12 protein-coding genes are annotated in these 14,740 nt (G+C 62.9%); 8 read left to right on the forward strand and 4 right to left on the reverse strand.

Features of this window, described 5'->3' with window-relative positions:
* Position 1 precedes the first annotated feature (1 nt).
* Both mfd and X738_RS66610 read left to right on the forward strand, forming a co-directional pair.
* Positions 2-3,499 (forward strand): transcription-repair coupling factor, encoded by a 3,498-nt coding sequence (gene mfd, locus X738_RS66605; protein WP_023801099.1) that lies wholly within the window; start codon positions 2-4, stop codon positions 3,497-3,499.
* A 307-nt stretch (positions 3,500-3,806) separates the two neighbouring features.
* Positions 3,807-5,180, forward strand: coding sequence for a class II 3-deoxy-7-phosphoheptulonate synthase (locus X738_RS66610; RefSeq protein WP_023801100.1), 1,374 nt, complete (start codon positions 3,807-3,809; stop codon positions 5,178-5,180).
* A gap of 241 nt (positions 5,181-5,421) precedes the next feature.
* Here the strand turns inward: X738_RS66610 and X738_RS66615 are convergent, their stop codons facing one another.
* Both X738_RS66615 and X738_RS66620 read right to left on the reverse strand, forming a co-directional pair.
* Entirely contained in the window at positions 5,422-6,228 is an 807-nt protein-coding gene (locus X738_RS66615; protein ID WP_023801101.1) for an RES family NAD+ phosphorylase, read from the reverse strand.
* A complete protein-coding gene (locus X738_RS66620) occupies positions 6,188-6,562 on the reverse strand; it encodes an MbcA/ParS/Xre antitoxin family protein (protein ID WP_023801102.1) in 375 nt (124 codons plus the stop codon). Before X738_RS66620 ends, X738_RS66615 begins: the two co-directional genes overlap by 41 nt.
* A 235-nt stretch (positions 6,563-6,797) precedes the next feature.
* Here X738_RS66620 and X738_RS66625 point away from each other — a divergent pair, with 235 nt between their 5' ends.
* From X738_RS66625 to X738_RS66635, 3 genes are all read left to right on the forward strand, one after another.
* Positions 6,798-7,217 carry a GFA family protein gene (locus tag X738_RS66625; protein ID WP_023801103.1) on the forward strand — a complete coding sequence of 140 codons (420 nt, stop codon included), beginning with the start codon at positions 6,798-6,800 and terminating at the stop codon, positions 7,215-7,217.
* Between the two features lie 94 nt (positions 7,218-7,311).
* Positions 7,312-7,671: a diacylglycerol kinase gene (locus X738_RS66630; RefSeq protein WP_023801104.1), complete on the forward strand. Its 360-nt coding sequence runs from the start codon at positions 7,312-7,314 to the stop codon at positions 7,669-7,671.
* 98 nt (positions 7,672-7,769) lie between these two features.
* Positions 7,770-8,351: a hemerythrin domain-containing protein gene (locus X738_RS66635; RefSeq protein ID WP_023801105.1), complete on the forward strand. Its 582-nt coding sequence runs from the start codon at positions 7,770-7,772 to the stop codon at positions 8,349-8,351.
* 3 nt (positions 8,352-8,354) lie between these two features.
* On the opposite strand, the gene X738_RS66640 is transcribed toward X738_RS66635, so the two are convergent.
* Positions 8,355-8,942 (reverse strand): DedA family protein, encoded by a 588-nt coding sequence (locus X738_RS66640; protein ID WP_023801106.1) that lies wholly within the window; start codon positions 8,940-8,942, stop codon positions 8,355-8,357.
* Positions 8,939-9,502 carry a DUF1003 domain-containing protein gene (locus X738_RS66645; RefSeq protein WP_023801107.1) on the reverse strand — a complete coding sequence of 188 codons (564 nt, stop codon included), beginning with the start codon at positions 9,500-9,502 and terminating at the stop codon, positions 8,939-8,941. The genes X738_RS66640 and X738_RS66645 overlap by 4 nt, the downstream gene beginning before the upstream one ends.
* Before the next feature lie 89 nt (positions 9,503-9,591).
* Between X738_RS66645 and X738_RS66650 the strand changes: the two genes are divergently transcribed.
* The 3 genes from X738_RS66650 to X738_RS66660 all read left to right on the forward strand — a co-directional run bounded on the left by X738_RS66650 (position 9,592) and on the right by X738_RS66660 (position 14,555).
* Positions 9,592-10,305, forward strand: a complete 714-nt coding sequence (locus X738_RS66650; protein WP_023801108.1) for a DNA-3-methyladenine glycosylase I — start codon at positions 9,592-9,594, stop codon at positions 10,303-10,305.
* Positions 10,306-10,450: 145 nt separating this feature from the next.
* Positions 10,451-12,226: an NAD+ synthase gene (locus tag X738_RS66655; RefSeq protein WP_023801109.1), complete on the forward strand. Its 1,776-nt coding sequence runs from the start codon at positions 10,451-10,453 to the stop codon at positions 12,224-12,226.
* 523 nt (positions 12,227-12,749) lie between these two features.
* The gene (locus tag X738_RS66660; protein ID WP_023801110.1) at positions 12,750-14,555 is read left to right on the forward strand and encodes an ABC transporter ATP-binding protein; all 1,806 of its coding nucleotides are present in this window, start codon (positions 12,750-12,752) and stop codon (positions 14,553-14,555) included.
* Positions 14,556-14,740: the final 185 nt, after the last annotated feature.

A 14,740-nucleotide genomic window follows, 5' to 3' on the forward strand; every position in this document is an offset into this window, starting at 1 on the left:
CATGAGCCTGATCCCCACAATCGGCCTGCCGAAAGGCCGCGCCGGCCAGTTCATCGTCGACGGCGTCGCCGATGGTTACGAAGCCTTCGCGCTGGTGCAGGCCGCGCACGAGATCGCGCCCGACAAGCCGGTGCTGTTCGTGGCACGTGACGGCCAGCGCCTGCCTGCGATCGTCGAGGCGCTTTCCTTCGCCGCGCCTGGCCTGCCGGTGCTCGGACTGCCGGCCTGGGATTGTCTGCCCTATGACCGCGTTTCGCCCGGCTCGGATGCAGCCGCGCGGCGCCTGGACGCGCTCACCGCGATGATCGCGTTGGCAAAAAACCCGCACCGCGCCGTCATCCTGACCACCGCCAACGCGCTGCTGCAGCGCATTCCGCCGGCAAGCCTTGTCGAGGCGCAGACATTTCACGCCAAACCCGGCAACCAGATCGACATGAACGCACTGGCGTCGCGGCTGGAGATATCAGGCTTCGAGCGGGTGCCGACCGTGCGCGGCGTCGGCGAGTTCGCCGTGCGCGGCGGCATTCTGGACCTGTTGGCGCCGGGCTGGACGGAAGCGCTCAGGCTCGATTTCTTCGGCGATACGCTGGAATCGATCCGCGTCTTCGACGCCGCCACGCAGCGCACCACCGGCCAGCGCAAGTCGATGGCGCTGCAGGCGATGAGCGAAGTGGCGCTGACGCCGGAGACCATCAGCCGCTTCCGCCGCTCCTACATCGACGCTTTTGGCGCGCCCTCGCGTGACGATGGGCTCTATGCGGCGGTCAGCGAGGGACGGCGTTTTGCCGGCATGGAGCACTGGCTGCCGTTCTTCTACGAGCGGCTGGAGACGGTGTTCGACTATCTGCCGGACACGCCTGTCGTGTTCGATCATCTGGCGCATGAGGCGCTGGCGGAGCGCCATGCGCTGATCCTCGACCATTACGAGGCGCGCAGGAAGCAGGCCGACGGCGCGCTGAAGGACGCCGTCCCCTATAAGCCGGTGCCGCCCGACCTGCTTTATCTGTCGCCGGAAAACCTCATCGCCTCGCTTGGCCCGCGCGAGGCGATCGACTTCACGCCGTTCGACGCGCCCGACGCCGGCGCCAGGAAAATCTTCCATGCCGGGTCGCGGCACGGCCGCAGCTTCGTCGAGGAACGCGCCGACCCCAACGTCAACGTCTTCGACGTCGTTGTAAAACACATCGCCGACGAGCGCGCCGCCCGCCGTCGCGTCGTCGTCGCCGGCTGGACCGAAGGTTCGCTCGACCGGCTCGGCCAGATCCTGGCCGAGCATCATCTCGGCAACCTCGAGCCGGTGGCTACGCTGGCCGAGGCGGAAAAGCTCGAACCGGGGCAGGCGGGACTTGCCGTGCTGCCGCTCGAATCCGGCTTCGAGACCGAGAAACTGGTCGTCGTCGCCGAGCAGGACATTCTGGGCGACCGGCTCATCCGTCGCTCGAAGCGCAAGAAGCGCCCTTCCGATTTCATCGCCGAGGCCTCGGCTTTGTCCTCCGGCGACATCGTCGTCCATAGCGACCACGGTATTGGCCGCTTCATCGGGCTGCGCACCATCGAGGCGATCGGCGCACCGCATGATTGCCTCGAAATCCATTACGCCGGCGACGACCGGCTGTTCCTGCCGGTGGAGAACATCGAGCTTTTGTCGCGCTATGGCTCGGATTCGGCCGAAGCGACATTGGACAAGCTTGGCGGCGGCGCCTGGCAGTCCAGAAAAGCGCGGCTGAAGCGGCGGCTGCTCGACATGGCCGGGCAGTTGATCCGCATCGCCGCCGAGCGGCATATGCGCGCTGCCCCTTCGCTGGTGCCGGCAGACGGTCTCTATGACGAATTCGCCGCGCGGTTTCCCTATGAGGAGACCGACGACCAGCAGACGGCGATCGATTCGGTGATGGGCGACCTGGGCGCCGGCAAGCCGATGGATCGGCTGATCTGCGGCGATGTCGGCTTCGGCAAGACCGAGGTCGCACTTCGCGCCGCCTTCATTGCGGCGATGGAAGGCTTTCAGGTCGCGGTGGTGGTGCCGACGACGCTGTTGTCGCGCCAGCATTTCAAGACCTTCTCGCAGCGCTTCTCCGGCCTGCCGATCCGCGTCGCCCAGGCCTCGCGGCTGGTCGGCGCCAAGGAACTGGCAGAGGCCAAGAAAGGCATCGCCGACGGCACCGTCGACATCGTCATCGGCACTCACGCGCTGCTCGGCTCGTCGATCTCGTTCAAGAATCTCGGCCTGTTGATCATCGACGAGGAACAGCATTTTGGCGTCAAGCACAAGGAACGGCTGAAGGATCTGAAGAGCGATGTGCATGTGCTGACGCTGTCGGCAACGCCGATCCCGCGCACGCTGCAACTGGCATTGACCGGGGTGCGCGAACTGTCGCTGATCGCCACGCCGCCGGTCGACCGCCTGGCGGTGCGCACCTTCATCTCGCCCTTCGACCCGCTGGTCATCCGCGAGACCCTGCTGCGGGAACGCTACCGCGGCGGTCATTCCTTCTATGTCGTGCCGCGCATCAGCGATCTGGCGGAAATTCATGATTTCCTTCGTGAATCCGTACCCGAGCTAAAGGTGGCTGTCGCTCACGGCCAGATGCCGCCCGGCGAGCTCGACGACATCATGAACGCCTTCTACGACGGCCAGTACGATGTGCTGTTGTCGACGACCATCGTCGAATCCGGCCTCGATATCCCGACCGCCAACACGCTGATCGTGCATCGCGCCGACATGTTCGGCCTGTCGCAGCTCTACCAGCTGCGCGGCCGCGTCGGCCGCTCGAAGGTGCGCGCCTATGCGCTGTTCACGCTGCCGGCCAACCGCAAGCTGACCGATACCGCCGAGCGCCGGCTGAAGGTGCTGCAGTCGCTCGACACGCTCGGCGCCGGTTTCCAGCTCGCCAGCCACGATCTCGACATCCGCGGTGCCGGCAATCTTCTCGGCGAGGAGCAGTCCGGCCACATCAAGGAGGTCGGCTTCGAGCTCTACCAGCAAATGCTGGAGGAGGCCGTTGCCGAGGTCAAGGATTCCGGCGAGGTGCAGGATGGCGGCTGGTCGCCGCAGATCGCCGTCGGCACGGCGGTGATGATCCCCGAAAGCTATGTTCCGGACCTGCAGCTGCGGCTGGCGCTCTACCGCCGCCTCGGCGATCTCGAAAACACCGAGGAGATCGACGCTTTCGGCGCCGAGCTGATCGACCGCTTCGGACCGCTGCCGGAGGAAGTGAAGCATCTGCTGAAGATCGTCTTCATCAAGGCGCTGTGCCGCAAGGCCAATGTCGAAAAGCTCGATGCCGGACCAAAGGGCGTCGTCATCCATTTCCGCAAGCGCGAGTTTTCCAATCCTGTCGGTTTGGTCACGTTCATCGGCGAGCAGGGCTCGCTGGCCAAGATCCGGCCGGACCACAGCGTCGTTTTCGTCCGCGACTGGCCGACACCTGAAAAGCGGCTGGCCGGTTCAGCGGTCGTCATGACGCAGCTGGCAAGGCTGGTGGAGAAGGCGGCTTAGCGCGGCTCAGCCGGCTCCCCCTTCTCCCCTTGTGGGAGAAGGTGGCCGCGAAGCGGTCGGATGAGGGGTGTTCCAGCTTGGCAAAACCGCGCTCCGGCCAACACCCCTCATCCGTCTTGGCGCTGCCCGCCAATCCACCTTCTCCCACAAGGGGAGAAGGAAAGACAGGCGGCGAGCTTGCGCCGTTCGCCACCGCCGAAATTCCGGTCTAGAATAGGAAATCGGCTTCGTGTATGGAGCCGCGATCCCCATATTGGGGCGAAATGGCGGGCTATAACACCCGCTGGAAGGAATTTTGGGTGCAACGATGACGAAATGGTCGCCGAATTCGTGGAGAGCAAAGCCGATCCAGCAGGTTCCTGCCTATCCGGATCTTGCCGCGCTGAAGAACACGGAAGCCCAGCTCGCCACCTTTCCACCGCTGGTTTTTGCAGGTGAGGCACGCAAGCTGAAGAAGCAGCTTGCGACCGTTGCTGCCGGTGACGCATTCCTTCTGCAGGGCGGTGATTGCGCCGAGAGTTTCGCCGAGCATGGCGCGGACAACATCCGCGACTTCTTCCGTGTCTTCCTGCAGATGTCCGTGGTGCTGACCTTCGCCGGCGCGCAGCCGGTGGTGAAGGTCGGCCGTGTTGCCGGCCAGTTCGCCAAGCCGCGCTCGTCCGACAACGAGACCAAGGGCGGCGTGACGCTGCCCAGCTATCGCGGCGACATCATCAACGGCATCGAATTCGACGCCAAGTCGCGCATTCCCGATCCCGCGCGCCAGGAGATGGCCTACCGCCAGTCGGCGGCGACGCTCAACCTGTTGCGCGCGTTTGCGCAGGGCGGCTACGCCAGCCTGGAGAACGTGCATCAATGGATGCTGGGCTTCGTGTCCGACAGCCCGCAGGGCGAGAAATACGAGTCGCTCGCCAACCGCATCACCGAGACGATGGACTTCATGAAGGCTGTCGGCATCACCTCGGAGACCAATTACGCGCTGCGCGAGACCGACTTCTACACCAGCCACGAGGCGCTGCTGCTCGGCTACGAGGAGGCGCTGACCCGCGTCGATTCGACCTCCGGCGACTGGTATGCAACCTCCGGCCACATGATCTGGATCGGCGATCGCACCCGCCAGCCCGACCATGCCCATGTCGAATACTGCCGTGGCATCAAGAACCCGCTGGGCCTGAAATGCGGCCCGTCGCTGACGCCGGACGGGTTGCTGCAGCTCATCGACCTGCTCAACCCGGAAAACGAGCCCGGCCGGCTGACGCTGATCGCGCGCTTCGGCTCCGACAAGGTCGCCGAGCATCTGCCGAAGCTGGTGCGCGCGGTGCAGAAGGAAGGCCGCAGCGTGGTGTGGTCGTCGGACCCGATGCATGGCAACACGATCGAGGCCGCCGGCTACAAGACACGGCCATTCGACCGCATCCTGAAGGAAGTGCAGAGCTTCTTCGAGGTGCATCGTGCCGAAGGGACGCATCCGGGCGGCATCCATATCGAGATGACCGGCAAGAACGTCACCGAATGCACCGGTGGCGCCCGCGCCATCACCGCCGAGGAATTGCAGGACCGCTACCACACCCATTGCGACCCGCGCCTCAACGCCGACCAGGCGATCGAACTGGCGTTCCTGGTCTCGGACCTGCTCAAGAAAAGCCACCCGGTCCAGCACAAGCAGGCCGTCAACGGCTGATTCAGTCGCCATCGATTAAGAGGCGCCGGAGAAAGCCCCAGCCCCTGAGGAACCCGGACCACTGGACGGCTCATCACCGTCGGGTATCTTCGGGCTACCCGCCTTGGGCAATGCAATCGTGCATTTTCGTGCGAGGACATAAACGGAGGCGCTGGCGGCAAGCCGTACTTCTGACCTTGAAGCCGCTCGGTAAGGAAAGCCTTACCCAGGGCGTGACGCTGCTGCGTTACGCACTCGCCGGTCAGCGCCCGCGCTCCCAGCGCAGTCCGTTGAGCCGGGGATCGGCGGCAAACGCCGTCCTGGAAAACTCGATCCGGTTTTGCGGGAACTCGCAGATCGCCTGCACGCCGAAGGCGCCCAGCCTGATGCGCCAGGTGTGGGGTTCCAGCGGTTTCGGCTTGGCAAAGCCGCTGCATGCCAGCAGCGCCACGTTAGCGCCTTTCGGGTCGCGCACGGAGCGATAGCGGATCGCCTCCAGCCCGGCTTCGCGCGCGACATCGGCAATATTCTGGCAGGCCGCATAGTCGGTCGGGTGCGTCCACGCCGCCGCGTCGCGGTCGAGCGGCGGCCGCGTCAGGTCGATCACATTTGTGCTGCGTATCGCTGCGGCGAAGGCGGTGTATTCGGCGGCGTCGCGCGGCCACGGCGTAGCCGGTGATTCGGCGAAGAACAGCAGGCGGTAAAAAGCCATCTCAGAGACGGCGGTCATAATGGTTTCCGCCGCATAGTAGACGCCCTTGGTCCTGCCGGCGCGGCGGAAGCGCGAACCGTGCGGGTAGATCGAGCCGTAGCGGAAGGGCGTTGCCAGGAGATAATGCAGATGCCGGCATTCCAAGGGGATTTGCGGCTTGGTTTCCTCGATCAGGTCTTCGAGGAGGGCCTGCTCGTCGAGCGTGTCAACGACTTTCAATGTCGAGACGCGGTGCTGCGCCTCGACCATGCGCCAGTATTTGCCGTCGAGCCCATCCTTGCCATCGAGCCCATGCTTGCCACCTCGTTTGGCGGCTTCAGACGAGAGCGCGTCGGGAGTCCAGATAGGCGATGACATCGATAAGCCCTGATATCGTCACGATTTTTTCGAGCGGGGTGCCATCGAAGGCCGTGTTGGCATTCTTCAGCCACGTCCGGGCGACGGTCTCGTCGCCGCCGACAATGGCGTCGAGCGAGCGGAACAGGCGGACGAACAGCACGGCCAGCTCGAACGGCTTGGTTCCACGCTCCAGCAGGAATTCCTGCCTGCGCATGCGCGAAACCGTGGCTTCCGAAACCCCGATGATGGAGGCCAGCATCCTGGCGGTAATGTCCAGCAGGTCGGCGGCGCGCAGCGTCGCCTTGGTCAGCACTACATTTTCGGCCGTGTTGGCGGCGAGATTGGGTTGCATTGTCGGCAGCGTCTCCTTTCTGATGAAAATATAGCCCATAAAAATTCATATGGAAAGATATTGCTTTAACAATTGCCGGACCGTCGAGAGGCTGTAGGCGCGGCCTGCCGCTTTGTCCAAACCGTGCTGTGCGGAACACGCCCGTCGAATGTCGCATTCGCTTGAGCACGGCCGCTGCAAAACTGGAATCCTGGCCAGGGACGCCGAGGATCACGGCAGCGTCGGGAGGCCCGAGATGGACAACACACATAGCGGCTCTTGCCTGTGCGGGGCTGTGCGGTTCAAGACGCGAGGGGCCTTGCGCGGCGTCATCTACTGCCACTGCTCGCAATGCCGGAAGCAGAGCGGGCATTTCTACGCTGCAACCAATGTTGCCAACGCAGACATCACGATTTTGGGCGCGGAAAGCATCACCTGGTACGAAGCATCTTCGTTTGCCAGGCGCGGTTTCTGCAAGACATGCGGCTCGTTGCTGTTCTGGAAGCCGCAGGATGATGAATATGTTTCGGTTCTCGCCGGACTGTTCGACAAGCCCACCGGACTTCAGGGCCAATGCCACATATTCGTCGGCGACAAGGGCGACTACTACATGATCGACGATGGGCTGCCGCAGTTCGAAAAGTCGACGCCGTCGATCAAGGTCGCCGATGAGTGACAAGCTCGCCGGCAAATGATTTTTGCAGCCATCGCCTTATTCCCTTGATCCGGCCATTGCGCTATCCCCTGCCGGTGGTTCGGAAAGGTTTGGCATGCAGCGGCTGATCGATGCTTTCTTCAATTCAGTGCGGGCATTTCGCAAATTGGCTTCCAGCGAAAAAGCCTTCCAGCAGGAACTAATGCTGCTCGTGCTGGCGCTGCCGGTCGGCTGGTTTGTTTCGGTGTCGTGGCGCGGCTATGCGCTGCTGATCGGCGCGGTGCTGCTGCTGATCATGGTCGAAGTGCTGAACACCGGCATCGAGGCCGCATGCGATGCGTTCAGCCGGGAGTTCAACGTCGATATCCAACTCGCCAAGGACTGCGGTTCGCTGGCGGTGCTGATTTCGGTGGTGATCGTTGCCGGCGTCTGGGGCATCGCCATCATCGAGCGAATCGTCGGGCTACCGGTCTAGCCATCAAATCCCTACATGCCGGTCATCACAACCTGATCCCATGATTTGTTCCGAAAACCGGTATCCACTTTCCGGGATCATGGTCTGAGGAGACCGACATGACCGCCGATTCCCTGCTGCTCGAACGCGCAGGCCTGCCGGACGATTTGCGCTGGCTGGCTGAAAAATACCCGCGCGAGGTCTGGCAGTGCCACGCCAATATCCATGGCATCGCCAACATGTGGCTGCAGCGGCACGACATGTTCCGCGAGCTCGGCGGCATGCTGACCAACGGCATTGGCGACTATCGCGAGGGCAGGCTGACGGCGCGGGAGTTCGCGCGCTGGTTCGCGCCGCGCCTCAACCATTTTCTCGGTCATCTCGATGGCCACCATAATCTCGAGGATATCCATTATTTTCCGGTCTTCGCCAAGGCCGAGACCCGGCTGAAGCGCGGCTTCGAGATTCTCGATGCCGATCATCATACGATCCATGAAGGGCTGGAGCGCAATGCCGAGGCGGCAAACGCTTTCATCCGCACGCTAAGCGAGAGCGAGGACAAGCAGCGCTTTGCCGCCGATGCCTATGCCGACGAGAACAGCCGGCTGATCGCCATGCTGACCCGGCATCTTGCCGACGAGGAAGACCTGATCATCCCGCTGATCCTTGATCGCGGCGACCGGGCGCTCGGCATCGACTGATCCTCACGTCTCCTTGCTGCGCTCCTTCTTGGCAATGGTGTGAGCGATGAACCAGGCGAGGATCGCTGCTGCCAGGCCAATCGCCAGGGCGATCAACAATCGCTCGTGACGGACCAACGCCTGGCCGACGATGCGCTCCGCGCCCAGCCCGAACACATAGCCGATGGTGGTGAACAATCCGGCCCAGACCATCGATGAAATGGCGTTGAGAATGACAAAGCGCGTCACGGCCATGCCGGACAATCCGGCCGCGATGCCGCCGACAAGGCGCAGGCCATAGATAAAGCGGTTCGTCAGCACGAAAATGTCGGGATGGGTGGAGACAAGACGATAGGCGTGGCTGAAACCCGGGCGGCCCTTCAGTTTGACCACGAATGGATGGTCGGCGAAGCTTCGTCCGAGGATAAAGAAACAGCTGTCGCCGGCAAAGGCGCCGATGCCGGCCGCCAGGAACGCCTGCCACAGGACGAAAACATGCTGATGCGCGAAAAAACCGCCGAGGAGGGCGGCACTTTCGCCCTCGGCGACACAGCCTAGGAAGACGGCAATCAGCCCATATTGCTCGATGAGATTGTGGATGGCATCCGTCATGAAGGCGTCCGCTGCTTCGACAGTATCTCGTCGATCCGCTTCACCTGTTCGGCCAGCTGCGCGATCTCGTCGCGCATGCCAACGATCTGGCTGTGGCGCAGTTCGTCCAGCTTCTCATGCAGCGCCATGATCTCGATCTCGGCCTTGAGATTGACCTCGTAGTCGTGGGCGGCGTCGATGCGGTCGCGCTCGGCCTGGCGGTTCTGCGCCATCATGATCACCGGCGCCTGCAGCGCAGCGACCATCGACAGGATAAGGTTGAGGAAGATGAAGGGATAGGGATCGAAGGCGTCGCGCGACAAAAGCCAGGCATTGCCTGACGTCCACAGGATCAGGAAGGCGATGAAGACCAGGATGAAGGACCACGAACCGCCGATCCGGGCCATGGTATCGGCGAGGCGGTCGCCAAACGTCTGGTGAAAAGCGACGGCCTTGTTGGTGTCCTTCGCGATCGTGGTGCGTTCGAGCGTGCTTTGCAGCACCTGGCTCTCGACCTGGCTTAGGCCATCCGGCCTTCGCCGCAGCCAGCGGTTTGCCAAATCTTCGATCGTCTTGTTCATTGTCGCCTCCGTCGTCAGCGTCCGCATAGACCTAGAGGCTGCCGGTTCGCGCGGGAAGTGGTAGATTGACGCGACAGGGTGAGGAAACAATGATGGATTTTCAGAAAATCCGCGCCCGCGCGGCCAGACGCAAGGGCGGGGAATCGGTGCTGGCATCGCTGCTGGGGCCGATGCCCGACAATGCCGCGGTGGCTGACATTTCCGATGACCGCATCCTGTCGACGATGGCCGAGCGTGTTTTCGCCGCCGGTTTCGTCTGGCGCGTCATCGAGCAGAAATGGCCGGGTTTCGAACAAGCGTTTCTCGGCTTCGAGCCGAAGCGGCTGTTGTTCCAGCCTGACGATTTCTGGCACGAGCTGACGGCCGACGAGCGCATCGTGCGCAATCCGCAGAAGATCAAGGCGGTTCGCGACAACGCGGCTTTCGTCGAGCTTGTGTCGAAGGAGCACGGCGGCTTTGGCAGGTTCCTCGCCGACTGGCCAGAAGACGACCAGGTTGGACTGATGGCCTATCTCGGCAAGCATGGCAGCCGGCTCGGCGGCAATACCGGCCAGTATTTTTTGAGGTGGCTGGAGTGGGACGCCCTCATCATCTCAGGCGACATGGCGGCCGCACTGCGCGACGCCGGCCTGGACATCGCCGAACACCCGACCTCGAAGCGCGATCTCGACAAGATCCAGAACCAGATCAATGCCTGGGCGGCGGACACCGGGCTGCCGCGCCGGCATATTTCGCGCATCCTGGCGATGTCGATCGGCGAAAACCATTCGCCGCAGGCATTGCGCGAATATATGGGCGAATAGGACGCGATCGGTATCCGGCGGTCCGATCGGTCTTACGAATGACATGTGTCATACGGTCTGACACGAATGACCTAGGTCATTCGGTCTGGGGTGGTCCAAGCAAACGCCATTGCCCGGCCAATTCTGTCGCGCTAAGTCAGCAGGCATGACCGACAAGACCGCTTCCGACATATTGCGCATCGCCGTCGCCCAGCTCAATCCAACGGTTGGCGATGTCGCCGGCAATCTCGCCAAGGCGCGCGAGGCGAGGGCGGATGCCGCTCGCCAGGGCGCAGACATCGTGCTGTTCACCGAGCTTTTCCTTGCTGGGTATCCGCCCGAAGACCTGGTGCTGAAACCGGCGTTCCTGAAGGCCTGCGAGCGGGCGGCGCAGGATTTCGCTGGCGACACTGCCGATGGCGGGCCGGGCGTCATCATCGGCACGCCGCTGAAGCGCAAGAGCGGCACGCACAATTCGATCATCTTTGCCGATGGCGGCAAGATCCTTGCCGAGCGCTACAAGCTCGATCTGCCGAACTACGGCGAATTCGATGAGAAGCGCGTCTTCCAGGCCGGCCCTGAAATCCAGGGGCCGGTCAATTTCCGCGGCGTGCGCCTGGGGATTCCGATCTGCGAAGATATTTGGGGCGATGTCGGCGTCTGCGAGACGCTGGCCGAAAGCGGTGCTGAAATCCTGCTGGTGCCGAACGGCTCGCCCTATTATCGCGGCAAGGTTGATGTTCGCCACCAGATTGTCATCCGCCAGGTCATCGAATGCGGATTGCCGATCATCTATGCCAACCAGCTTGGCGGCCAGGACGAGCTGATCTTCGACGGCGCGTCGTTTGCCATCGGCGCCGACAAGACGCTGGCCTTCCAGATGAGCCAGTTCGAGGAAACGGTCAACGTCACCACCTGGAAACGCAACCGCGCCGCCGCAGGCGCGCAAAATAGAAATAACGCCGCCGCAGGCGCGCAAAATAGAAATAACGCCGCCGCAGGCGCGCAACTTGGAAATGGTCCTGATGGCTGGGTCTGCTCCGAAGGACCGATGTCGAAAATCCCGGAAAAGGAGGAGGCCGATTACCGCGCCTGCATGCTGGGCCTGCGCGACTACGTCAACAAGAACGGTTTCAGGAATGTCGTGCTCGGGCTTTCCGGCGGCATCGATTCGGCGATCTGCGCCGCACTTGCCGTCGATGCGCTCGGCGAGGAGCGGCTGCGCGCCGTGATGATGCCCTACCGCTACACTTCTAAGGACTCGCTCAAAGACGCCGAGGATTGCGCCCGCGCGCTCGGCTGCCGTTACGACATCGTGCCGATCTTCGAGCCGGTCGAGGGATTCCTGCATACGCTGACGCAGCTTTTCGAGGGAACAAAGGAAGGCATCACCGAAGAAAACCTGCAGAGCCGCGCGCGCGGCACCATTTTGATGGCGATCTCCAACAAGTTCGGCTCGATGGTGGTCACCACCGGCAACAAGAGCGAGATGTCGGTCGGCTACGCCACGCTCTACGGCGACATGAATGGCGGCTTCAACCCGATAAAAGACCTCTACAAGATGCAGGTCTATGCGCTGGCGCGCTGGCGCAATACGCATGTGCCGCCGGGTGCGCTGGGCCCATCCGGCGAGGTGATCCCGAACAACATCATCGACAAGGCGCCGTCGGCGGAACTGCGCGAGAACCAGACGGATCAGGATTCGCTGCCGCCCTATCCGGTGCTGGACGACATATTGGAGTGTCTGGTCGAGAACGAGATGGGTGTCGACGAAATCGTCACCCGCGGCCACGACCGGGCAACGGTGACGCGCATCGAGCACCTGCTCTACATTGCCGAATACAAGCGCCGGCAGGCAGCGCCGGGCGTGAAGATCACCAAAAAGAATTTCGGCCGCGACCGCCGTTATCCCATCACCAACCGGTTCAGGGACGGCGGATAGATCGCCGTTTTTTGCTCCTGTGAAAATGGCTGCCGCGAGGAAGTGCACAACCCGCGATTGTTGCAAAATCGCCTCACCAGTTGGACCAGATGCGCTTTCGGCAACCTGCTGGCTTGGCGCGGCGTAGACGCGTCTCTATAACGGCGTCTCCGCGATCCCTACGCATCGGCCTGAAAATCGGAATCGATTTTCAGAAAGCACGATGCGCAGATTCAAGAAGTTAGAGCGTACTTCGTGCGTCCGAATGGACGCACGTCGCTCTAATGGGAGGACCGAATGCCAGGATTTGACATCGTTATGCGAGGCCGCGAAGCCTAGGTCTCAGAGGGGCGCGCCGGAAGGTTTTTCAGCTTCACGGCCAGGCAATCTGACAGCAGGCATTCAACGATGCCGGTCGCCGCCCGTATTCGGGCGAGCCGCCAATATGCCGAACCTCCCGCATTCCTGGGCACTAATTCGCCCAACGCGGTTTTCTCAACTTCGACCTTACCGGGACCGGGCTCGTTTGCGCCCGAATGACATCATGGCTCGTTTTCAGATCGATTTGCGCGCCGGCGCCTTTCGCAGCGTCCTTGGCTTCACGCTCAGTCATTGGCGGCGCCAGCCGTGGCGGCTTTCGCTCATCATGGGGACATTCCTGCTGTCGACCTTGGCCGACGTGCTGACGCCGCTCTATTCCGGCCGGCTGGTCGACGCCGTCGCCAGCAGTGCTGCGGCCGACGATGTCGCCTGGGACGCGGCGATGGCGGCCTTTTCGATGCTGGTGGCGCTGGCGCTCACCGGTGTCGTGCTGCGCAACCTCGCCTTCATGGCCATCGTCGAATTGACCCTGAAGATGATGGCGGATATCGCCGCCGACGCCTTCCACCGGGTCCAGCGTTTCTCCACCGACTGGCCCGCCAACAGCTTCGCCGGATCGACCGTGCGCAAGATAACCCGTGGCATGTGGGCGCTCGACCTGCTCAACGACACCATCCTGATCGCGCTGCTGCCGTCCGTCGTCATGCTCGTCGGCTCGACGCTGCTGCTCGGCTGGTTCTGGCCGCTGATGGGTGCTGTCGTCGCCGCAGGCTCGGTGCTGTTCATCGCGGTGACGGCGCTGCTGTCGCTTGGCTATGTCGCGCCCGCGGCAAGGCTTGCCAATGCTTGGGACACGCGCCTTGGCGGCTCTCTGGCCGATGCGGTGAGCTGCAACGCCGTGGTCAAGGGCTTTGGCGCCGAGGAACGCGAGGAAACACGCCTCGCCAAGGTCGTCGCCAGATGGCGCGCCCGCACGCGCCGCACCTGGGTGCGCGGCACCATCAACGGCACCACGCAAGGATCGATGCTGCTGCTTCTGCGAACAGCGGTGATCGGATTTTCGCTGCTTTTGTGGGCGTGGGGGCAGGCGAGCGCCGGCGATGTCACCTTCGTGCTGACCTCGTTCTTCGTGCTGCAAGGCTATCTGCGCGATATCGGCACGCACATCCGCAATTTGCAGCGCTCGATCAACGACATGGAGGAACTGGTCGACTTCCAGTTCGAGCCGCTCGGCATCGAGGATGTGCCCGGCGCCAGGCCGATCCGCATCACCGACGGCCGCATCAGCTTCGACAACGTCACCTTCCATTATGGCAGCCACCGACTGCCGCTGTATTGCGACTTTTCGGTGGACATCGCGCCGGGCGAGCGCGTCGGGCTGGTCGGCCATTCGGGTTCGGGCAAGACGACCTTCGTCAAGCTGATCCAGCGGCTTTACGACGTGAACGCGGGAACGATCCTGATCGACGGCCAGGATATTTCCGGGGTGGCGCAGGCGTCGCTGCGCGGGCAGATCGCTATCGTCCAGCAGGAGCCGATCCTGTTCCACCGGTCGCTGGCCGAAAACATCGCCTATGCCCGGCCGAGCGCGACGCAGGCTGAGATTGAGCGTGCCGCACGGCTGGCAAGCGCGCACGACTCCATCATCGATCTGCCGAAAGGCTATGGCACGCTGGTCGGCGAGCGCGGCGTGAAACTATCGGGCGGCGAGCGCCAGCGGGTGGCGATCGCGAGGGCTTTCCTCGCCGATGCGCGGATCCTCATTCTGGACGAGGCGACGTCGAGCCTCGATTCGGAATCGGAGGTGCTGATCCAGCAGGCGATGGAGCGGTTGATGGTCGGCCGCACGACGCTGGTCATCGCGCACCGGCTTTCGACGGTGCGAGCGCTTGACAGGCTTCTGGTGTTCGATCGCGGCCGCATCGTCGAGGAGGGCTCGCATGATCAGCTGATCCGGCTGCAAGGCGGCATCTACCGCCGGCTGTTCGAGCGCCAGGCGCTCGAATTGACCAAGGGGCTGGCGATCTGACGACTTGCAGCGCCGCGCGCGTCCAACAACTTTGAATCTGCGCATCGTGCTTTCCGCAAATCGGTTCCGATTTTCGGGCCGATGCGTTAGAGCGACGTGCGTCCACTTGGACGCACAAAGTACGCTCTAACAACTTTGAATCTGCGCATCGTGCTTTCCGAAGATCGGTTCCGATTTTCGGGCCG

The sequence above is a fragment of the Mesorhizobium sp. L48C026A00 genome, assembly GCF_000502375.1.
Lineage (GTDB): Bacteria > Pseudomonadota > Alphaproteobacteria > Rhizobiales > Rhizobiaceae > Mesorhizobium > Mesorhizobium muleiense.

Bases quoted from the DNA above. Each gene is read 5' to 3' on its own strand.
- mfd (WP_023801099.1), top strand. From the start codon at position 2: ATGAGCCTGATCCCCACAATCGGCCTGCCGAAAGGCCGCGCCGGCCAG.
- X738_RS66610 (WP_023801100.1), top strand. From the start codon at position 3,807: ATGACGAAATGGTCGCCGAATTCGTGGAGAGCAAAGCCGATCCAGCAG.
- X738_RS66615 (WP_023801101.1), bottom strand. From the start codon at position 6,228: ATGTCATCGCCTATCTGGACTCCCGACGCGCTCTCGTCTGAAGCCGCC.
- X738_RS66620 (WP_023801102.1), bottom strand. From the start codon at position 6,562: ATGCAACCCAATCTCGCCGCCAACACGGCCGAAAATGTAGTGCTGACC.
- X738_RS66625 (WP_023801103.1), top strand. From the start codon at position 6,798: ATGGACAACACACATAGCGGCTCTTGCCTGTGCGGGGCTGTGCGGTTC.
- X738_RS66630 (WP_023801104.1), top strand. From the start codon at position 7,312: ATGCAGCGGCTGATCGATGCTTTCTTCAATTCAGTGCGGGCATTTCGC.
- X738_RS66635 (WP_023801105.1), top strand. From the start codon at position 7,770: ATGACCGCCGATTCCCTGCTGCTCGAACGCGCAGGCCTGCCGGACGAT.
- X738_RS66640 (WP_023801106.1), bottom strand. From the start codon at position 8,942: ATGACGGATGCCATCCACAATCTCATCGAGCAATATGGGCTGATTGCC.
- X738_RS66645 (WP_023801107.1), bottom strand. From the start codon at position 9,502: ATGAACAAGACGATCGAAGATTTGGCAAACCGCTGGCTGCGGCGAAGG.
- X738_RS66650 (WP_023801108.1), top strand. From the start codon at position 9,592: ATGATGGATTTTCAGAAAATCCGCGCCCGCGCGGCCAGACGCAAGGGC.
- X738_RS66655 (WP_023801109.1), top strand. From the start codon at position 10,451: ATGACCGACAAGACCGCTTCCGACATATTGCGCATCGCCGTCGCCCAG.
- X738_RS66660 (WP_023801110.1), top strand. From the start codon at position 12,750: ATGGCTCGTTTTCAGATCGATTTGCGCGCCGGCGCCTTTCGCAGCGTC.